Origin of the sequence: Goekera deserti, assembly GCF_010685995.1 — a bacterium.
Taxonomy (GTDB): domain Bacteria; phylum Actinomycetota; class Actinomycetes; order Mycobacteriales; family Geodermatophilaceae; genus Goekera; species Goekera deserti.
Genome location: NZ_JAAGWK010000009.1, coordinates 526,657 through 545,249, shown reverse-complemented (window position 1 = coordinate 545,249; position 18,593 = coordinate 526,657). Strand labels below are relative to the sequence as shown.

At 73.0% G+C, this 18,593-nt stretch carries 17 protein-coding genes; 10 read left to right on the top strand and 7 right to left on the bottom strand.

The features are described from left to right. Positions 1 to 17: 17 nt before the first annotated feature. The 4 genes from G1H19_RS06945 to G1H19_RS06930 all read right to left on the bottom strand — a co-directional run bounded on the left by G1H19_RS06945 (position 18) and on the right by G1H19_RS06930 (position 4,379). Complete coding sequence (locus G1H19_RS06945) at positions 18 to 1,646, bottom strand: acyl-CoA dehydrogenase family protein (protein ID WP_152728353.1); 1,629 nt, start codon at positions 1,644 to 1,646, stop codon at positions 18 to 20. Continuing rightward, on the bottom strand, positions 1,643 to 2,287 hold the full coding sequence (locus tag G1H19_RS06940) for a TetR/AcrR family transcriptional regulator (protein ID WP_152728355.1): 645 nt from the start codon (positions 2,285 to 2,287) through the stop codon (positions 1,643 to 1,645). Before G1H19_RS06940 ends, G1H19_RS06945 begins: the two co-directional genes overlap by 4 nt. Before the next feature lie 166 nt (positions 2,288 to 2,453). Continuing rightward, positions 2,454 to 3,290, bottom strand: coding sequence for a PaaX family transcriptional regulator (locus G1H19_RS06935; protein ID WP_152728357.1), 837 nt, complete (start codon positions 3,288 to 3,290; stop codon positions 2,454 to 2,456). Positions 3,291 to 3,482: 192 nt separating this feature from the next. Further along, complete coding sequence (locus tag G1H19_RS06930) at positions 3,483 to 4,379, bottom strand: LysR substrate-binding domain-containing protein (RefSeq protein ID WP_152728359.1); 897 nt, start codon at positions 4,377 to 4,379, stop codon at positions 3,483 to 3,485. A gap of 116 nt (positions 4,380 to 4,495) precedes the next feature. On the opposite strand from G1H19_RS06930, the gene G1H19_RS06925 reads away from it, so the two are divergent. The 7 genes from G1H19_RS06925 to G1H19_RS06895 all read left to right on the top strand — a co-directional run bounded on the left by G1H19_RS06925 (position 4,496) and on the right by G1H19_RS06895 (position 13,148). Next, on the top strand, positions 4,496 to 5,110 hold the full coding sequence (locus tag G1H19_RS06925) for a hypothetical protein (protein WP_152728361.1): 615 nt from the start codon (positions 4,496 to 4,498) through the stop codon (positions 5,108 to 5,110). A 207-nt stretch (positions 5,111 to 5,317) separates the two neighbouring features. Further along, positions 5,318 to 6,457, top strand: coding sequence for an ABC transporter ATP-binding protein (locus G1H19_RS06920; RefSeq protein WP_152728363.1), 1,140 nt, complete (start codon positions 5,318 to 5,320; stop codon positions 6,455 to 6,457). A gap of 258 nt (positions 6,458 to 6,715) precedes the next feature. Beyond that, a complete protein-coding gene (locus G1H19_RS06915; RefSeq protein ID WP_152728365.1) occupies positions 6,716 to 8,035 on the top strand; it encodes an ABC transporter substrate-binding protein in 1,320 nt (439 codons plus the stop codon). 83 nt (positions 8,036 to 8,118) lie between these two features. Then, on the top strand, positions 8,119 to 9,102 hold the full coding sequence (locus G1H19_RS06910) for a carbohydrate ABC transporter permease (protein WP_152728367.1): 984 nt from the start codon (positions 8,119 to 8,121) through the stop codon (positions 9,100 to 9,102). Then, positions 9,099 to 10,025, top strand: a complete 927-nt coding sequence (locus G1H19_RS06905; RefSeq protein ID WP_152728369.1) for a carbohydrate ABC transporter permease — start codon at positions 9,099 to 9,101, stop codon at positions 10,023 to 10,025. Before G1H19_RS06910 ends, G1H19_RS06905 begins: the two co-directional genes overlap by 4 nt. Positions 10,026 to 10,227: 202 nt before the next feature. Further along, positions 10,228 to 11,571 (top strand): glycoside hydrolase family 32 protein, encoded by a 1,344-nt coding sequence (locus G1H19_RS06900; RefSeq protein ID WP_162392653.1) that lies wholly within the window; start codon positions 10,228 to 10,230, stop codon positions 11,569 to 11,571. 173 nt (positions 11,572 to 11,744) lie between these two features. Continuing rightward, complete coding sequence (locus G1H19_RS06895; protein WP_162392652.1) at positions 11,745 to 13,148, top strand: FAD-binding oxidoreductase; 1,404 nt, start codon at positions 11,745 to 11,747, stop codon at positions 13,146 to 13,148. A gap of 32 nt (positions 13,149 to 13,180) precedes the next feature. On the opposite strand, the gene G1H19_RS06890 is transcribed toward G1H19_RS06895, so the two are convergent. From G1H19_RS06890 to G1H19_RS06880, 3 genes are all read right to left on the bottom strand, one after another. After that, positions 13,181 to 13,645 carry a MarR family winged helix-turn-helix transcriptional regulator gene (locus tag G1H19_RS06890; RefSeq protein ID WP_152728376.1) on the bottom strand — a complete coding sequence of 155 codons (465 nt, stop codon included), beginning with the start codon at positions 13,643 to 13,645 and terminating at the stop codon, positions 13,181 to 13,183. Positions 13,646 to 13,754: 109 nt separating this feature from the next. Beyond that, a complete protein-coding gene (locus G1H19_RS06885) occupies positions 13,755 to 15,317 on the bottom strand; it encodes an FAD-dependent monooxygenase (protein WP_152728378.1) in 1,563 nt (520 codons plus the stop codon). A 29-nt stretch (positions 15,318 to 15,346) separates the two neighbouring features. Continuing rightward, positions 15,347 to 15,745, bottom strand: coding sequence for a nuclear transport factor 2 family protein (locus tag G1H19_RS06880; RefSeq protein WP_152728380.1), 399 nt, complete (start codon positions 15,743 to 15,745; stop codon positions 15,347 to 15,349). Positions 15,746 to 16,011: 266 nt separating this feature from the next. Between G1H19_RS06880 and G1H19_RS06875 the strand changes: the two genes are divergently transcribed. Genes G1H19_RS06875 through G1H19_RS06865 form a run of 3 tightly spaced genes read left to right on the top strand, consistent with a single transcriptional unit; the run spans position 16,012 to position 18,566 of the window. Next, the gene (locus G1H19_RS06875; protein ID WP_162392651.1) at positions 16,012 to 17,682 is read left to right on the top strand and encodes a GMC family oxidoreductase; all 1,671 of its coding nucleotides are present in this window, start codon (positions 16,012 to 16,014) and stop codon (positions 17,680 to 17,682) included. After that, positions 17,679 to 18,110 carry a GlcG/HbpS family heme-binding protein gene (locus G1H19_RS06870; RefSeq protein ID WP_152728394.1) on the top strand — a complete coding sequence of 144 codons (432 nt, stop codon included), beginning with the start codon at positions 17,679 to 17,681 and terminating at the stop codon, positions 18,108 to 18,110. Before G1H19_RS06875 ends, G1H19_RS06870 begins: the two co-directional genes overlap by 4 nt. Positions 18,111 to 18,140: 30 nt before the next feature. Further along, the gene (locus G1H19_RS06865; RefSeq protein ID WP_152728396.1) at positions 18,141 to 18,566 is read left to right on the top strand and encodes a DoxX family membrane protein; all 426 of its coding nucleotides are present in this window, start codon (positions 18,141 to 18,143) and stop codon (positions 18,564 to 18,566) included. Positions 18,567 to 18,593: the final 27 nt, after the last annotated feature.

Genomic DNA, 18,593 nt, shown 5'->3' with positions numbered 1-18,593 from the left:
CGCGGTGCCGAGCGCGGTCAGGCGCGGGCGGTGATCGCCGCGAGGTCCACGCTGCCCGAGGGCAGCGAGCCGTACTCCAGGCACCGGTCGCTGCCCAGCCGGCCGTGCAGGAAGCCGTCGGCGACGGCGGTCGGGGCCTCGCGGACCAGCAGCGAGGCCTGCAGGGCGAGGGCCATCGACTCCACGAGGCGCCGGGCCAGCCCAGGTGCGCCGACCGGGTCGGTCGCGGCCAGGTCGACCAGCTCCCGGGTCGCCTTGACGTGGTCGTCCAGCACCCGGTGCTGCCCGGAGGCGAGCTCCACCTCGGCGAAGAACGCCTCGACGGACGCCGGCTCCCGCTGCATCGCCCGCAGGACGTCCAGGGCGATCACGTTGCCCGACCCCTCCCAGATGGCCATGACCGGCTGCTCCCGGTACCGCCGGGCCAGCGGGAACTGCTCGGTGTAGCCGTTGCCGCCCAGGCACTCCAGTGCCTCGTAGGCGTGCCCCGGGCCCCGCTTGCACACCCAGTACTTCGCCACCGCTGTCCCGAGCCGGCCGAACGCCCGGGACTGCTCGTCGTCGTGGTCGTGCACCGACGCCATGCGCAGGGCCGTCCAGGTGGCGGCCTCCGCCTCCAGCTGCAGGTCGGCGATCACCGCGGTCATCGCGGGCTGGTCGATCAGGGTGCGACCGAAGGCCGACCGGTGGCGGACGTGCCAGGCGGCCTCGGACACCGCCTGGCGCATGCCCGCGGCCGAGCCGAGGATGCAGTCCAGCCGCGTCTGGTTCACCATCTCGATGATCGTGCGGACGCCCCGGCCCTCCTCCCCGATCAGCTGGCCGACGGCCTGGTCGAGCTCGATCTCGCTGGAGGCGTTCGACTTGTTGCCCAGCTTGTCCTTGAGCCGCTGGATGAAGAAGTTGTTGGGCTCGCCGCCGGGCAGCCGCCGGGGCACGAGGAAGCAGCTCACCCCGGAGCCGGTCTGGGCCAGCACGAGGAAGGCGTCGGACTGCGGGGCGGAGCAGAACCACTTGTGCCCGGTGAGCAGCCACGTCCCGTCGCCGGCGTCGACCGCCGCCGTCGTGTTGGCGCGGACGTCGGAGCCGCCCTGCTTCTCCGTCATCCCCATGCCGAACAGCGCGAAGCCCTTGGTGGCCGGGTCGCGCAGCTCGGGGTCGTACTCCTCGGACAGCACCCGCGGCAGCCACTGCTCGGCCACCTGGGGGGCGAACGCCAGCGCGGGCACCACGGAGTGGGTCATGCTGACCGGGCAGGAGTGACCCGGCTCCACCTGCGCGAACATCATGAACGTGGCGGCACGGGCCACGTGGGCACCGGGCCGCGGCGCGGCCCAGCAGCGGGTGTGCGCGCCGTGCGCCACCGAGTCGCGGATCACCCGGTGGTAGGCCGGGTGGAACTCGACGTGGTCGATGCGGTGGCCCTGGCGGTCGTGCGCGGTGAAGACCGGCGGGTGCGTGTTCGCCAGCTCGGCGTCGTGCTGGAACCCCGCGCTGCCGACCAGCTGCCCCACCGTGGTGAGCTCGGCGCCGGCCCATCCGGCACCGAACCGGTCGACCGCCTCGACCAGGGCGGTGTTGGACCCGAACTCGTCGACGTCGGTCCGCGGCGGGGGCTGGTTGAGGACTTCGTGTGTCCGGCTCATCGGGGGCTCTCCTCGGTGGTGGGTGGTGTGCGTGCCAGGGCGTGGGCGCAGAACGTCCCGATCTCGCGGACCAGGAACTCGATCGAGGGGGCGTCCGACTCGTCGGCGACCGGGCGCAACCGGCCCACCAGGGCCTCGGAGATCGCGCCCATCAGGGCCGTGGCGGCGAGCGGCACGTACTGGTCGCGGAAGACGCCCTGGCCGATCCCGGCGGTGACGATGTCCTCGCCCAGGCCGGCGTAGGCCTGCCGGAACGCCAGCCGCTCGGCGTCCACGAGGGTCGACACGGGCTCGAAGAGCAGCGACCAGGCCAGCTGGCGGCCGTGCAGCGCGCGGCCCGCGAACGTCCGCACCAGCGCCTCGAGTCGGCGCCCGGCCGGTTCGCCGGCCGCGGACACCGCCGCGCGGACGACCAGCAGCTCGTGGGCGGCGGCCCGGCGGAAGACCTCCGCCAGCAGCTCGTCCCGGTTGCTGAAGTAGGAGTAGAGCGAGCCCGCGCTGGTCCCGGCCGCCTGGGCGATCTCGGTGACCCGCGCCCCGGCGAAACCGTGCTCGGCCACGATGGTCTGGGCTGCCCGGACCAGCGCGGCGCGGCGCTCGTCGGCACGGCGGCGGGTACCCGCGGTCGCCCGGTAGGGCATCGGACCTCCACCTGCGCAGCTCGAAGGGTTGAACCACCGTTCAAGCGCGACGGTACGGCCTCCGGCTGCCCCGGCGCCAGAGGGGGTGACGCGAGCCTCCTCGCGCCGGGTGAGGCCGGGCGCGCCCGCGGTCCTCAGGTCCAGCCGTGCTCAGGTCCCGCCGTCCTCACGCCCCGGTGGCCGGGCCGTGCGCGGCGGCACCGCCGTGCCGCTGCACGACTGCCTCGACGAACGCCCTGGCCGGTCGGTCCAGTGCCTCGTGCGCCTGCTCGAACAGCAGGTGCGCGCGCTGCCCCGCCCACGTGCCCGGCAGCAGCTGGGCGGGCAGGTCGGGGTCACGCGCGGCGAAGCTGCGGACGGCGCCGGAGAGCTCGATGCGCAGCCGGAGCGCGTCCTCGCCGGGGAGGGTGCGCAGGGCGTCGGGCGCCGGCAGCACGTCCAGTCGGTCGAGCAGCCGCGCGGCCTCCCGGTCGATCGCCGGGAGGTCCCAGCAGCGCGCGGCCATGTCGCGGTCGCCGCCCGGCCCCCAGGTCCGGCAGGTGAGCAGCTCGAAGCGCAGGGCCGACACCGGGCCGAGCTCGGCCTCCACGTCGGCGAGCACGGGGTGCGGGCTCACCCAGGTGGCTGCCGTGAGCGGACCGAAGCGGAGCCGGGTGAGGACCTGGCGCAGCCTCTCCCGCTCGGGCCGGTCGGGGAGCGCGACCCGGTAGATGACCATCCGCCACTGCCCGTCCCACGCGTCCCGCCGCCGTCGGGAGACCGTCGCCCGGCGCTCCGCGACCAGACGCCGGCAGGCGTCGGTGGGGATGTAGCGCGTGGTCCGCCCGTCGCGACGAGGGGCGAACCAGCCCTCGGTGCGCATGCGGGCCAGGGTGATGCGCGCGGTCTCCTCGCCGACCCCGAGACCGCCCAGCAGGTCGGTCAGTGCCTGCAGTCGGGCGCCGCCGCCGAGGCTCTCCGGGTGCTCGCCGATCAGGTCGAAGACGATGTCGCGGGGCTTCATCCGTCCTCGGGGCGGCGGTGCGGGTCGACTGCCTCACCCGGCCGCGCCCAGCGGGGGACTCGACGACCGCGCGGGAGCGGGGACCCCGAGACTAGGCGGGCCGCTCGACGCCACGCAAGCACGGTGGTCCCGGAGTCCGAGCGGGCTGGTGGCCGGCCGGTCGCGGCCCGGTCCGCCGCCCGGCGGCGGGTCTCACGGGGTGCCCGCCGCGACCGGGAACGTGCGGCGCGCCACGTCGAGCACCGTCAGCACGGCGGGGGAGACCGCCGGCCGCGACCAGGCCAGGCCGACGGCCAGCTGCACGTCGTCCCGCAGCGGCCGGATGACGACCTGGTCGAGCTGGACCCGGCCCGCCGACTCCAGGACGAGGGCGACCCCGACGTCGGCGGCCACCATGGTCAGCAGGCTGAACGGGTCGGGTGACTCCTGGACGACGTCGGGGGTGAAGCCCGCGTCGTGGCAGGCGCGCATCACCAGGTCGCGCACCGCCGAGCCCCGGGCGTGCGGGAAGGCCACGAACTCCTCGGCGGCCAGCTCGGTGATGTCCACGTGGTCGGCCTCGGACAGCCGGTGACCGGCCGGCAGGGCGCAGACCAGGCGCTCGACGGTGAGCGGCAGCCAGTCCAGCGCCGGGCGGACCGGGAGGCTGACGAACCCGAACTCGAGTTCGCCGTCCTGGACGAGGCCGGCCGCGGCCTCGGAGTAGACCTGGCTGTGCAGGACCATCTCGATGCCCGGGAACTCCCGGGCGACGCGCCGGCGCAACGTCGGCAGCACCCCGTAGGCCGTCGTCCCCGCGAAGCCGATGCGCACCCGGCCGACCTGGCCGACCCGTGCGGCGTCCACCACCCGCGAGGCCACCGCCTCCTCGTCCAGGATCCGCCGTGCCGGTGCCAGCAGCGCCTCTCCCGCGGCGGTCAGCGCGACCCTCCGGCTGGAGCGCTCGAACAGCCGGGTGCCCAGCTCGCGTTCCAGCGACCGGACCTGCTGGCTCAGTGGCGGTTGCGTCATGTGCAGCCGTGCAGCCGCCCGGCCGAAGTGCAGCTCGTCCGCGACGGCGAGGAAGCACCTGAGGTGGCGGATCTCCATGGCGACAGCCTGCCCCCGTGCCCGCGCGGGTGAGCGGTCGACGGCCCGCTCCGGTACGCCGGCCGCGCAGGAGCCGGGTGGTTGTCGCCCCGGCCGGCGGCGGTGACCATGGGCCGGTGCAGAGCCACGAGGGGTTCGACGTGCTCGAGGGCGATCCCCTGGGCGAGTCCTGGGGGCACCGCTGGCGCTCCCTGTCCCGGGGGGTACGGGCCGGTGCAGTCTGCCTGGTCGCGGCGGCTGTGCTGGCCGCCGCCGTCCTGGGGTACCGGAGCTGGGCGGCGGGACGCGCGGCGGACCGGGAGGTGCGCCTGTCGGTGACCCTCGGCGTCTCCTCGTCCTCCACGACCCCGCTGGGTGGCCAGGTCGAGTACTTCGTCACCGTCCGCAACGACGGGCTGCGCCCGACGACCGTCGAGGAGCTGGCCTCGGTCGGCTCCGGCATGGACATCTCGGGCAGCGGCCCGCTGCGCATCGAGGCGGCGGACGAGGCCCTGCTGCCGCTGTCGGTGCTGTTGACCTGCGACCCCGCGCCGGCCCCGGACGGGACGGACGCCGGGGCGGGTCCGCGCACGCTCGCCGGGCAGGTGAGCGTCGTGCGCGAGGACGGCGGGACCACCACGAGCGACGTGCTGATCCTCGCGCCAGAGCCCCTGCTGGACGCCGCGGCGACGCTCTGCTCGGCACGGCCGGAGCTGCGCTCCTACCAGCTGTCCGGGCCCACCGTCCGCTGACGTCACCCGTATCTCATCTTCTCGTCACCTCACCGAAGCCCCGAACATGTAACGGAATGGTTTCCGAGATCGACCCTCATGTGGTGCTGGACACAGGCACCTGACAAGGTGCACCGACGGCACGAGGGCCCGGTGTTCCTGGTGTCCCGAGCACTGTCCCGGCCGCCGTGCTCTTCCTTCGACCATTCCCACTGAGGGGACGCTGACATGGCAACCATCACCTATGACCAGGCGACACTGCAGTACCCCGGCGCCGAACGGCCGTCGGTCAACGCCCTGGACCTCGAGATCGCCGACGGCGAGTTCCTCGTCCTCGTGGGCCCGTCCGGATCGGGCAAGTCGACCGCTCTCCGGATGATCGCCGGCCTCGAGGCCGTGACGGAGGGTCACATCCGGATCGGCGACAAGGACGTGACCTCCCTGCCGCCCAAGGAGCGGGACATCGCGATGGTGTTCCAGAACTACGCGCTCTACCCGCACATGTCCGTCGCGGACAACATGGGCTTCTCGCTCAAGATCTCCGGGATGAAGAAGGACGAGATCCGCAAGCGGGTGGAGGAGGCAGCGCGCATCCTCGACCTGGACGCCTACCTCGACCGCAAGCCCAAGGCCCTGTCCGGTGGCCAGCGCCAGCGGGTCGCCATGGGGCGGGCCATCGTGCGCAGCCCCCAGGCCTTCCTGATGGACGAGCCGCTGTCCAACCTGGACGCCAAGCTCCGGGTGCAGACCCGTACGGAGATCGCGGCGCTGCAGCGCCGGCTGGGCACCACCACCGTCTACGTGACCCACGACCAGGTCGAGGCCATGACCATGGGCGATCGCGTGGCGCTGCTCAAGGACGGCTACCTCCAGCAGGTCGACACCCCGCGCAACCTCTACGACCGCCCCGACAACGTGTTCGTCGCGGGCTTCATCGGGTCGCCGGCGATGAACCTGGTCGAGGTCCGGCTGGACTCCTCGGGTGCCCTGCTCGGCCAGCACCACATCCCCCTGCCCACGACCACGCTCAGCGCACTCAACGGGGCGTCCACGGCGACGATCGGGTTCCGCCCGGAGGCCGTGGAGCTGGTGGGGGAGGGCGCCGGCTTCCCCTTCGAGGTGGCCGTCGTCGAGGAGCTCGGGTCGGACGCCTACGCCTACGGGTCCCTGCAGCAGAGCGGTGCGTCCGTGGCCAGCGCCAGCGAGCGGCTGCTGACCATCCGGGTGGGTGGCCGGAAGCCCCCGATGAAGGGCGAGGTCGTCCACCTGCAGGTCTCGCCGGACGACGTCCACGTCTTCTCCACCGAGACCGGCCGGCGCGTGGACACCGGTGACCGTCAGCGTCCCTCGGGCTCCACGCGCGTGTGACCTGCGGGCGTGTCGCCGCTCGGGCCGCCCGGTGACGGCCGGGTGGCGGCACGCACCGCGCGCGGGTCCCCGGACACCGCGCCGCGGCCTCGGCCGTGCACGGGCGTGACGACTCACGTCCGGCAGGCGACCGGCCCACGGGCGTGACCCGTGGGCCGTCGGCGCCCGCAACTCGTTCGGTGCGGCGGGATCGTCCCGCCGCCCCTGGTGGTCCTCCCGGCCGAGCAGGCCGGGAGCACGGTTCTCAGAGGAGTCCTCATGCGCAACAGATCGACCATCGGTGCGGCGATCGCCGTCGGCGCCGTCACCCTGCTCACGTCCGGCTGTCTCAGCAGCGGCGGTGACGGGGGCGGCGGGAGCAACAACACCAGCAACGAGATCGAGCTGATGTACGGGTTCACCGGCAACCAGGACCAGGTGTTCCAGTCGGTGATGAAAGAGTGGGCGGGGCAGAACGACGTCACGATCCAGTTCTCGCCGACGCCGGACTTCAACTCGCTGATCAACACCCGCGTGCAGGGCAACCAGCTGCCCGACATCGCGATCTTCCCGCAGCCCGGGATCCTGCGCACGATGGCCGAGCGGGGCGTGCTCTCCGACGTCTCCGAGGCGGTCGACATGGACGACCTCGAGGCGAACATGCTGCCCGGGGCCATCGAGGCCGGCCAGGGCGAGGACGGCACCCAGTACGGGATCCTGATGAGCTCCAACATCAAGAGCGTCGTCTACTACCCGAAGGCGGGCGCCGAGCAGGCCGGGCTGACCACCCCGCCCGCGACGTTCGACGACCTGCTGTCGCTGAGCAAGACCGTCGCCGCCACCGGGACGACGCCCTGGTGCTTCGGCATCGAGAACGGGCCGGGCACCGGGTGGCCGGCCACCGACTGGGTCGAGAACCTGATGCTGATCAACTACGGGTCCGACGTCTACAACCAGTGGGTCCAGCACGAGATCCCGTTCAACGACCCGCGCGTGCTCGAGGTCCTGAACCAGATGGAGGAGCTGCTGCTCGCCCCGGGCGAGACCAACGGTGGCCGCGAGGCCATCGCCAGCAACAACTTCCAGACCGCCGGCAACCCGATGTTCGACACGCCTCCCGGCTGCTACATGTACCGGCAGGGCAACTTCCTGACCCAGCAGGGCTTCTTCCCCGACGCCGTCGTCGACACCCTGGACGACACGGTCGGCGTGTTCCCGATGCCGGGGACCAGTGCCGACTCCTCGCCGGTCCTCGGCGGTGGTGACCTCGCCGGGCTCTTCAGCGGTGACAACGAGTCGGCCCAGAAGACGCTGGCCTACATGGCCTCGGTGGACTTCCAGAACAAGATGGCGAAGGAGCTGACGTCGTACCTGGCGCCGCGCTCCGACGTCGACCCGGCGAACTACCCGAGCGACACCTCGCGGAACTTCGCCACGATCCAGAACGAGGCGACCGACTGGGCCTTCGACGGGTCCGACCAGATGCCCGGTGCCGTCGGCTCCGGCTCCTTCTGGAAGGAGATGACGGCCTGGATCGCGGGCGAGATCGACGCCCAGACGGCGCTGGACAACATCGAGGCCAGCTGGCCTGCGTCCTAGCTGCACGATCCCGTGTGCCGGCCGCCGGGCGGCGGCCGGCACACGGGCCCTGATCCCGCATTGCCTAGAGAGGATGGGCCCTGATGGGCATCAAGATCGCCAATGCGCTGCTCGCCGTGCTCGCCGGTGTGGGCGGTGCGGTCGCCGTCTTCTACCTGCTGAACAAGCTCGGCGAGCTCCTCCCCGGCCGGTGGGAGGAGCGGGTGAAACCGTTCCTGTGGTTGTTCCCGGCGCTGGCCGCCATCGGCGTCTACCTGATCTACCCGACCGTGCAGACGATCATCTTCAGCTTCGCCAACGCCAGCAGCACGCAGTTCATCGGTCTGTCCAACTACTCCGATCTGCTGGCGTCGTCGGCGTTCCAGACCACCTTGGTCAACACGCTGTTGTGGATCATCATCGTCCCGGCCGGCACCATCGTCCTGGGTCTGCTCATCGCCACGCTCGCCGACCGCCTCGAGCCCCGGGCCGAGAAGACGGCCAAGACCTTCATCTTCCTGCCCCTCGCCGTGGGGGCCGTCAGCGCCGGGGCGATCTGGCGCTTCGTCTACGCGGCGAGCCCGGCCTCGCAGGAGCAGGTCGGACTGCTGAACGGGATCGTCACCGGGGTCGGTGGCGACCCGGTGAACTGGCTGCAGATCTCCAGCGGCAAGCTGAACAGCTTCCTGCTGATGGTCATCCTCATGTGGTTGCAGGCCGGCTTCGCGATGGTCCTGCTGTCCGCTGCCATCAAGGGCGTGCCGGTCGACACCCTGGAGGCAGCCCGCCTCGACGGTGCCGGCGAGGGGGCCATCTTCTTCCGGGTCGTGGTCCCGCAGATCCGGACCTCGCTGATCACCGTGTTCATCACCGTGCTGATCACGGTCCTCAAGACCTTCGACATCGTCTACGTGATGACGAACGGCAACTTCGGCACCAACGTCATCGCGGTCGACTTCTACAACCAGCTCTTCACCAACAGCAACGCCGGTTACGCCGCGGCGATCGTCGTCATGCTCATGCTCGTGATGATCCCGATCATGACCTACCAGATCCGGCAGTTCCGCGCTGAGGAGGTCTCCCGATGAGCAGTGGCACCGTCGCCACCCCCATCCAGCTGCAGAGCGACACCGCGAGTGTCGGCAGCAACACCAAGGCGCGGGGAGGGAAGAAGCCGGATGTGGGGGGGAAGTCGCCGCTGTGGGTCCGGATCGTCGTCGGCCTGCTCTGTGCCCTCTGGATCATCCCCACGCTGGGGCTGGCGGTCACGTCCTTCCGTCCCGCCGACCAGGCCAACTCGTCGGGCTGGTGGACGATCTTCACGTCGCCGTCGGTGACCCTGCAGAACTACAGCGACGTGTTCAGCCGGGCCAACATGGGCGAGGCGTTCGTCAACAGCGTGGCCATCACGGTGCCGGCGACGATCATCCCGATCCTGATCGCTGCGTTCGCGGCCTACGTGTTCACGTTCATGCAGTTCAAGGGCCGTGACTTCCTCATGGTGATGATCGTCGCCCTGCTGGTCGTCCCGACCCAGGTCGCGCTGGTGCCGCTGCTCAAGCTGTACGGCGACCTCGGCATCAGCGGCACGTTCCTGGCCATCTGGCTGGCCCACATCGGGTTCGGCATGCCGCTGGCGATCTACCTCATCCGCAACTACATGGCCACGTTGCCCAAGGAGATCATCGAGTCGGCGAAGATCGACGGCGCGAGCCACTTCCAGACGTTCTGGCGGCTGATCATCCCGATGTCGACGCCCGCGCTGGCCTCGTTCGCGATCTTCCAGTTCCTCTGGGTCTGGAACGACCTGCTGGCCGCGCTGATCTTCGTGGGTCCGGGGTCGAACCAGCCGCTGACCATCGCGCTGGTGTCCCTGCTGGGCAACCAGGGCCAGGGCTGGCAGCTGCTCACCGCGGGCGGCCTGTTCACCATGCTCGTGCCGATCCTGGTGTTCCTGTCGCTGCAGCGGTACTTCGTCCGTGGCCTGACCGCCGGGTCGGTCAAGGGCTGAGCCGGGGCACCGAGCACGTCCGCCACCGGGCGGGGACGCCGCGAGTCGGCGTCCCCGCCCGTACGGCTCCAGGGGAGCCGTGGGGGCGGGTGCCCGATGTCGGCACCGCCCTGGCCCCCACTACATTCGCAAGCAGCTCCCCGGGACAGCCGACGTGGCCCCACCCGTGATGGTGAGCACCCCGTCCCGGTCAGGAGTGAGCGTGCGTCCTGGGTTCCACGTGACCCCGCAGTCCGGCTGGATCAACGACCCGCTCGGCGTCACCTGGCACGAGGGCCCTACGGGCGGGCGCTACGAGATGTTCGTCCAGTACAACCCCGCGGCCCCGGAGTGGAGCCCGGCCTGCGGGTGGGGCCAGATGTCCAGTCCCGACCTGGTGCGGTGGGAGTGGGTCGGGGTGGCCCTGACGCCGGGACCGGACGAGGTCGGCTGCTGGTCCGGCGCGGTCGTCGTGGACGACGACGGCGCCCCGAGCATCTTCTACACGCGGGTCGCGGGCGAGTCCCTGGACGTCGGCTCGGTCGTGCGGGCCCGCGGCGACCGCGACTGGAGCACCTGGGTGGTCGACCCGGGCGAGCCGGTGGTCGCCGGGCCGCCGGACGGTCTGCCCTTCACCCAGTTCCGCGACCCGGCCGTCCGGCGCGACGGGGACGGCTGGTCGATGGTCATCGGGGGCGGGCTCACCGACGGCCGCGGCACGGCGCTGTCCTGGTCCTCCCCGGACCTGTCGACCTGGACGTTCGACGGGGTCCTCGCCGAACGCCCCACCACCGAGACGGATCCCGTCTGGACCGGGTCGGTGTGGGAGTGCGTCCAGCTCTTCCCGCTGGAGGACCGCTGGGTCCTGCTGCTGTCGGTCTGGCACGACGGCCTGGCCCAGTACGTCGCGTGCTCCGTCGGGGACCTGCACGACGGTCGGTTCCAGCCGTCGACCTGGCAGCGGTTCACCGCCAACGACGCCCTGTATGCCACCACGTCGTTCCTGGACGACCAGCGCCGGCGCAGTGCGGTGTCCTGGGTGCGTGAGTCGGCGGCGCCCGGCCCGGCCTGGGCGGGGGCGCTGTCGCTGCCGGTGCTGCTCGGACTGGACGGCGACCGGGTCACGATCGACCCGCACCCGGACGTCGACACGCTCCGGTCGGGCCTGGTGGCCGACCTCGGCCCGACCGAGGTCGACGTCGAGCCGGTCGTCCTCGGGCCGTTCGACCCCTTCCTCGACATCGGCATCGCGACCCGGGCCGGAGCAGGCGGACTCCGGCTGACCGTGCTGGCCGACGGGGTGGAGGTGCTGGTCCTTGCATCCGGCGACGGGCAGCGCGGCCTCACGGTGGGCCGACCGGGTCGGCCGGACGAGCGGCTGCCCGACGCCGGGGACCACCTGCGGCTGCTGCTCGACGCCGGCCTCGCCGAGGTGTTCAGCGGGGGCGACACCGCCGCCGTCCGCGTGGACGTCGCCGGGCCGGTCGCCCTGCGCGTCTCCGCACCCGGTGGGGCAGCGAGCCTGCAGGGCCTGACGGTCCACACGATGGAGCGGTTCCGGGCCTGACGCCGTCCCGCGCTCGTCACCGGGGACGCCTCCGGTGATGGGCCGACGGGCGCCGAGGGCCGGGCGAGGACCGCCGGCCAGCTGGTGTCCGCTCAATGACGCGGCTCTTGCCGACGCCCAGGCCGGTCGCATATCCATGCGTACACGCATTGATTCCGACGAGGGGAGCTCCTGTGACCCAGCTGCGAACGGCCGACGACGTCCTGGGCGAGAGCGGGGTGGCCGTCCTGCTGCCGGGCACCCCCGGGTACGAGGCGGCCCGCCGGCTGTGGAACGGCATGATCGACCGCCGACCCCGGATGATCCTGCAGCCGCGCGACGTCGACGGCGTCGCGGCCGCCGTGCGCTTCGCGCGCGAGGTCGACCTGCCGATCGCGGTCAAGTGCGGCGGCCACAGTGCGCCCGGCTACAGCGTCTGCGACGACGACGGTCTGGTGGTCGACCTGTCGGCCATGTCCGCGGTCTCCGTGGACGCGGCGGCGAAGCGGGCCACGGTGCAGGGAGGGGCGTTGCTGCGGGGCCTCGACGAGGCGACCGCACCCCATGGACTCGTGGTGCCGGCCGGCGCCATCTCGCACACCGGCGCCGGCGGCCTGATCCTCGGCGGCGGGTTCGGCAACCTGATGCGGAAGTTCGGCCTGACCATCGACAGCCTCGAGTCCGTGCAGATGGTGCTGGCCGACGGGCAGGTCGTGGAGGCCAGTGAGACGGAGAACGCGGACCTGTTCTGGGCCGTGCGTGGCGGGAGCGGGAACTTCGGCATCGTCACCGAGTTCCGGCTCCGCTGCCACGACTTCGGGCCCGACGTGTACGTCGCGGCGTCGATCGTCGAGCTCGAGCACGCCGAGGAGGCGCTGCGGGTGTGGCGCTCGGTGATGGGCGACGACGACGTGCCCGACGACCTGTCCTGGATCTCGCTGTTCCGTGGTGCGCCGGAGGGACCGGGCTTCGAGTGGGTCCCGGACCGACTGCGCGGTGTGCCGGTCCTGCTCATGCCGCTGTTCTGGGCCGGGGACGTCACCGAGGGCGAGCGGGTGATCGGCGAGCTGGTCGGCCGGCTGCCGACCGCGGCCGTGGTCGCGGGCGTCGTGCCGTGGGTGGCGTCGCAGCAGCAGATGGACCACGTCTTCGTGCACGGTCGTCGGCACTACGCGAAGGCCGGCTTCCTGGACGAGCTCCCCGACGACCTGCTCACGGCCCTGGTCGAGTGTGCCGCGACGATGCCCCACCCGTCCTGCCAGTTCGAGGTGCTCAGGTTGGGCGGTGCGGTGGCCCGCGTCGGTCAGGACGCGACCGCGTTCCCGCACCGTCAGGCCCGGTGGCCGATGAACATCATCGGGTTGTGGGACGACGTGGCAGCCGACGACGAGTCGATCGGGTGGGTGCGCAGGGTGTACGAGGTGTTCCGGCCGCACCTCAGTGGCGGCAGCTACGTCAACTTCGCCGGAGGCGACGAGGACGGCGGCACGTCGGCCGTGTACGGCGGGACGTGGGAGCGACTGGTCGACCTCAAGGAGACCTACGACCCCGACAACGTCTTCCGGTTCAACGCGAACCTGGCGCGCTCGCGGGCCTGACGGTCTCCCGCCGGGTCGGGGGTCGAGCGCAGTCAGTCGAGGCCGAGCGCCTTGCGGAACAGCTGCACGAACAGCTCACGCTCGGCGGGTGTCAGCCGTGCGAGCAGGAGGTCGTCGATCTCGCGGACCACCGGCAGGGCCGGGGCGAGGCTCGCCCGTCCGGCCGGGGTGATCCGCACCGTGTACCGGCGCTGGTCGGCCGGGTCGCGCTCCCGCTCGATGTCGCCCCGGGCGAGCAGTCGGCGGCACATGTCGGTCACCGTCGACGGGTCGATCAGCACCCGGTCGCTCAGCGTGCGCTGGTCCAGCCCGTCGGACTGGGCCAGCTCGACGAGGATCGCGAACTGCGGGACCGTCATCTCCAGACCCCGCTCCGTCCACAGCTGGGACAGCTGCTTCACGCCCCGCCGCAGGAGGTACCCGGGTCGCGCACCGGCGTCGAAGTCCGCGGCAGCCGGGCGGTCGGGACCGGGCGGACTCGCTGCGGACGCGCTCACGGTCGGCGATGCTAGGACACCCCGCCTGTCCTGGCCGTCGCCGCACCCGCCCGGACCAGGCGGCGACGGCGCCGGCGAGGGGGCCCGCGCGTGGCTGCCCGTCGGTCGGCTATCTCGTCGAGGCGGCCAGCGGGGGAGCCGACGAGGTGGGCCGTCGTCGGTGGGGGTCGTCCGAGAGGCGGAGGACGTCGGCGAGGTGGTCCTGGACCACGGTGGCGCCGTCCGCCCTGGCGGTCGAGCAGCCCAGGTACCCGTCGGGCCGGATGACCGCCAGGCCGTCCCGGAAGCCCAGCGCCTCGGCCAGCGGCTGGTCCGGCGCGGTGGTGTCCACGTCCCAGAGATCGACGGCCGCCGAGGCGACGTGCGGGAGTTCGGCCGCCCCCAGCCGTACGACGGTCACCCGGCCTGTGCGGAGCCGCTCGTGGAGCCGCTGACCGTCCACGAGCACGTCGGGCAGCCGGTCGCCGGCACGCAGCCCGCTCCCGGCGTCGTCCTCCGTCGCCGCCAGGGGACCGCCGTGGTAGGTGATCGCACACTGGCTGACGACGTTCGCGACCTGGACCCGGTCCGCCGGCGCCGAGACGCTGACCCGCCCCGGATCGCGGGCGAGCACCTCGGTCAACCGCAGGACGGCCGCGGCGACGGGAGCCCGCTCCTGCTCGTAGCTGTCGAGCAGTTCCGCGCCGGCGTGGCCGGCGGCGACCAGCGCGAGCTTCCACCCGAGGTTGATGCCGTCCTGGATCCCGGTGTTGAGCCCCTGGCCGCCCGCGGGGGTGTGGATGTGCGCGGCGTCGCCCGCCAGGAACACGCGTCGGTCCCGGTAGGCGACGACCTGGCGGCAGTGCACCCGGAACGACGACGTCCACGTCGGGGACGACAGCGTCCCGGGCACGCCGGAGTAGCGGTCGAACAGCTCCTGCATGTGCGCCAGTGACGGCGCCGCACGGTCGTCGCGGTCGATGTCGTCGGTCTGGACGCGGTAGCGGTCACCGCCGAGCGGGACGGTGATGAGCTGCCCCCGGCCGCCGACGGTGCGGAACACCCGGATCCGGTCACCGGGCAGCTCCCAGTCCAGGGCGGCGTCCATCAGGCCCCAGCGTTCCTCGAACGAGACGCCGTCGAAGGAGAAGCCCAGCAGCTTGCGCACCGTGCTGCCGGCACCGTCCGCCCCCACCAACCAGGAGACGACCGCCTCGGTCGAGCCGCCGTCGTGCTGCAGCGTCGCGGTCACCCTGTCGTGGTCCTGGACGATCGCCTCGAGCCGCGTGCCCCACTCGACCTCGACGCCGTGGTCGGCGAGCCGCCGGCGCAGGACCTCCTCGGTGTGGCACTGCGGGAGCACCAGCGACGTGAACCGGCTGGGCGCCAGCCGGAAGTCCACCTCGGTCAGGCGCTCGCCGCCGGCGAACACGGTGAGGGTGTCGACGGGGTTGCCGCGTGCCACCAGGTCGTCGGTGACGCCGTGCAGGTCGAGCAGTTCGAGGGTCCGGGCCTGCAGCCCGTTCCCCCGGGACTCCCGGCACGGTCCCGCTGCGGCGTCGACGACGCGCACGGCCACCCCGGCGCGGGCCAGCTCCAGGGCCGTCGCGAGACCGCTGCCGCCGGCCCCCACGACCAGGACCGTGCCGGCCGCCTGCGGAACCGTGGCCCCGGTGGTGTGCACCGACGTCATGCGAGTACCTCCTCGTCCAGGGGGGCGGGTCAGCCGGGCGGTTGGCGGCGGGCCATGTGCATGTGCACCAGGCGCCACCCGTGCGGGCCGGGCACCCAGACCCGGGTCACGGCGGCCTGGATCACGAACGGCGTCAGCTCGGGCACGAACGCGATGCGCGACTCCTGCAGGCAGCTCACCACGATGACGTCGCCGTGACGGCGGGTCGTGACGTCGTGCACCCGCGCCTCGCTGATCACGCCGACGTGGCTGTTGTAGGCGAGGAACTGCTCCAGATCGCTCTGGGAACCGACGGGCCCGTGCACCACCAGGCAGTCGGGGTGCATGAGCAGGCGCATCCGGTCGTGGTCCGAGGAGCCCCACGCGGCGACCCAGGCCGCCTCCGCGGCAGCGACGTCCGCCGGCTCCATCGTCGTGCTCGGGTCCATGGCGCTCCTCGTCGAGATGGGGCCGTGCCACCGCGCCCGCCGTGGACCCAGGATCTCGACTCCGCCGGCAGGTGTCGACGAGCCGGCCGGTCAATGGCAACGGTCGCGCCGGGGCGGCACCGGAGCCGCCGCGCCGGCCCAGGGCCCGGTTGCCGGTCAATGGCCGTCCCGCTGACTCCGGCACGCGGGCCGGTCTACGTTCCGGAGGTCGCACCGGGTGACTCGCCGCGGTCGTGCGACCCCTGCTCGCGATCGAAGGAGATCCCGTGGCTCGTCGTACCCGGCTCGACACCGCCTACGACATCGTCATCGTCGGGGCCGGCACCGCGGGGTGCGTCCTCGCCACCCGGCTCTCGGCGGACCCGTCCGTGTCGGTCCTGCTCGTGGAGGCCGGACCGGCCGCCGACCGACGGCTCCTGGTGCAGATGCCGATCGGGGTGGGGCTGCTGATCGGCCGCACCGACCTCGGTTGGGGCTACGAGACCGAGCCCGAGCCCGGGCTGGGTGGCCGCCGGCTCCCGGTGCCGCGAGGGAAGCTGGTGGGCGGCACGGGGTCGATCAACGGCTCCACGCACGTCCGGGCGCACCGGCTGGACTACGACGACTGGGTGCAGCACGGGGCCGTCGGCTGGGGGTACGACGACCTGCTGCCGTACTTCCGCCGCTCCGAGACCAGCTGGCGTGGTGCGGACGCCCAGCACGGCGGCAGCGGCCCGGTCTCGGTGGCCCGCGCGACCGAGCGCGGCAGCTTCGGCCATCGGCTCGACGCAGGTGCCCGCGGCCTGGGTGTGGACTTCCCGGACGACACGCAGGACGGTGACCCGACGGGTGCCGGTCAGAGCGAGGTGTCGATCCGGCGCGGGCGCCGGCACAGCACCGCCGCCGCCTACCTGCGCCCGGTGCTGCGGCGCCGGCCCAACCTGACCCTGCTCACGGGGGTGCAGGTGCGGCGGGTCGTCTTCGACGGCACGCGGGCAGCGGGGGTGGAGCTCCTCGACCACGGCCGGCTGACGCCGGTGCGCGCGGGTCGCGAGGTCGTCCTGGCGGCGGGGGTCTACAACTCGCCCCAGCTGCTCATGCTCTCGGGCATCGGCCCGGCCGACCACCTGCGGTCGCACGGGCTCGATGCCCTGGTCGACCTCCCCGGCGTGGGGGAGAACCTGCACGAGCACCCGTCCGCACCGGTCCTCTTCGACGTGTCCGAGCCGGTCACCTTCCACGAGCACCTGCGCGCCGACCGGCTCGCGTGGGCTGCCCTCCGGTGGGCGGTGGCCGGCACCGGACCGCTCGCGGCGATGCCGGAGCTCCTGTCGGTCTACACCCGGTCCCGCCCGGACCTGGACCGACCCGACGGGTTCCTGGGCATCGTGGCCGGCGGCTTCGACGCCCGCCCGTGGTTCCCCGGGGTCAAGCCGCTGCCTGGCCGGCACTGCATCGCGCTCAACGCCGTCGGCACACCGGTGAGCCGGGGCCACGTGCGGCTGCGCTCCGCCGACCCGGACGCCGCTCCCCGCATCCAGCTGAACCTCCTGCAGCACCCCGACGACGTGGCCGCCCTGCGCGAGACGCTGCGGATGACGCGGCGGCTCCTCACCGCACCCGAGGTCAGGGGCATGATCGCGGGGGAGACGGTGCCCGGGCCCGACGTCCGGACCGACGAGGAGTTCGAGGCCTTCCTGCGCGGGCACGCCCACCAGGCCCACCACGCCGGCGGCACGTGCGCGATCGGCACCGGCCGGGACGCGGTGGTCGACCCGTCGCTGGTGGTGCACGGTACGACGGGCCTGCGGGTCGCCGACGCCTCCGTGATGCCGAGCTCGATCGGTGCCAACGTCAACGCCACGGTGATCGCCATCGCCGAGCGGGCCGCCGCGCTCGTCCGCGGTGAGGACACCGCGGCGGCCGGCGCCGAGCGACCGGGCGCGCTGCGCCGATGAGGGCACCGCTGACCTTCGAGATGGCCCACGAGGCAGCGCTGGCGGTGCTGGAGTCGGGACGCCGTGACGCGGCGCGGCTGTGCGTCGCGGTGGTCGACCGCAGCGGCGGCCTGGTGGTGCTGCTGTGCGACGACCGGGTCGGCCCCGTCGCCGTCGAGACGGCTCGCCGCAAGGCCTACACGGCGGCCGTCACCGGGCAGAGCACCCGCGCGTTCGCGGCCTTCGCCGCGCGGCCGGAGATGGCGGTGGCGCCGCCCTCCCAGGTCGACCGGCGACTGCTCGCCGTCCCCGGCGGGTTGCCGATCCTCGTGGAGGACGACGAGGTGATCGGCGCGGTCGGCGTCGGCGGAGCGCACGGGGACGTCGACGAGAGGGCCGCGGCGTCCGGGATCGAGCGCATCGCCCCGCTGCTGTTCCCGACCGACTGACGACAGCCCGACCACCTGGAGGTCACGACGATGGCGCAGTACCGACCGCGGATCCTGCCCGCCGTCGCCCGCGTGGCGGCAGCGCTGGTCTTCCTCGACGGCGGGCGGCAGGTGTGGGCGGCGCCGGCCGGCCCCGCGCAGGGAGCCGGGCCGTTCCTGGCCCGGCTCCGGGCAGCCGTGCCCGCGCTGGGGCCCTGCACGGACGAGCAGCTCGTCCGGGTGAACGCCGGTGTGCACGTCGGCGCCGGCGCGGCCCTCGCGCTCGGTCTCGCCCCGCGGCTCGCGGCCGGCGTCCTGACCGCTTCGCTCGCCCCGACGACGCTGGCGGTCTTCTCCTTCTGGGACCTGCCGGCCGGCCCCGAGCGGACGCACGCGCGGGCCGCCTTCCTCAAGAACCTCGCGGTGGCCGGTGGGCTGCTCGGCATCGCCACCGCACCGCCGCGTCCCGGCAGCTGACCGGCGGCGGGTCGCGGCCTCGCGGCC

Excerpts from the sequence above, each read along its gene's own strand:
- G1H19_RS06885 (WP_152728378.1), bottom strand. The coding sequence starts at position 15,317 with ATGACGTCGGTGCACACCACCGGGGCCACGGTTCCGCAGGCGGCCGGC.
- G1H19_RS06865 (WP_152728396.1), top strand. The coding sequence starts at position 18,141 with ATGGCGCAGTACCGACCGCGGATCCTGCCCGCCGTCGCCCGCGTGGCG.
- G1H19_RS06935 (WP_152728357.1), bottom strand. The coding sequence starts at position 3,290 with ATGAAGCCCCGCGACATCGTCTTCGACCTGATCGGCGAGCACCCGGAG.
- G1H19_RS06880 (WP_152728380.1), bottom strand. The coding sequence starts at position 15,745 with ATGGACCCGAGCACGACGATGGAGCCGGCGGACGTCGCTGCCGCGGAG.
- G1H19_RS06905 (WP_152728369.1), top strand. The coding sequence starts at position 9,099 with ATGAGCAGTGGCACCGTCGCCACCCCCATCCAGCTGCAGAGCGACACC.
- G1H19_RS06915 (WP_152728365.1), top strand. The coding sequence starts at position 6,716 with ATGCGCAACAGATCGACCATCGGTGCGGCGATCGCCGTCGGCGCCGTC.
- G1H19_RS06910 (WP_152728367.1), top strand. The coding sequence starts at position 8,119 with ATGGGCATCAAGATCGCCAATGCGCTGCTCGCCGTGCTCGCCGGTGTG.
- G1H19_RS06945 (WP_152728353.1), bottom strand. The coding sequence starts at position 1,646 with ATGAGCCGGACACACGAAGTCCTCAACCAGCCCCCGCCGCGGACCGAC.
- G1H19_RS06870 (WP_152728394.1), top strand. The coding sequence starts at position 17,679 with ATGAGGGCACCGCTGACCTTCGAGATGGCCCACGAGGCAGCGCTGGCG.
- G1H19_RS06940 (WP_152728355.1), bottom strand. The coding sequence starts at position 2,287 with ATGCCCTACCGGGCGACCGCGGGTACCCGCCGCCGTGCCGACGAGCGC.
- G1H19_RS06930 (WP_152728359.1), bottom strand. The coding sequence starts at position 4,379 with ATGGAGATCCGCCACCTCAGGTGCTTCCTCGCCGTCGCGGACGAGCTG.
- G1H19_RS06920 (WP_152728363.1), top strand. The coding sequence starts at position 5,318 with ATGGCAACCATCACCTATGACCAGGCGACACTGCAGTACCCCGGCGCC.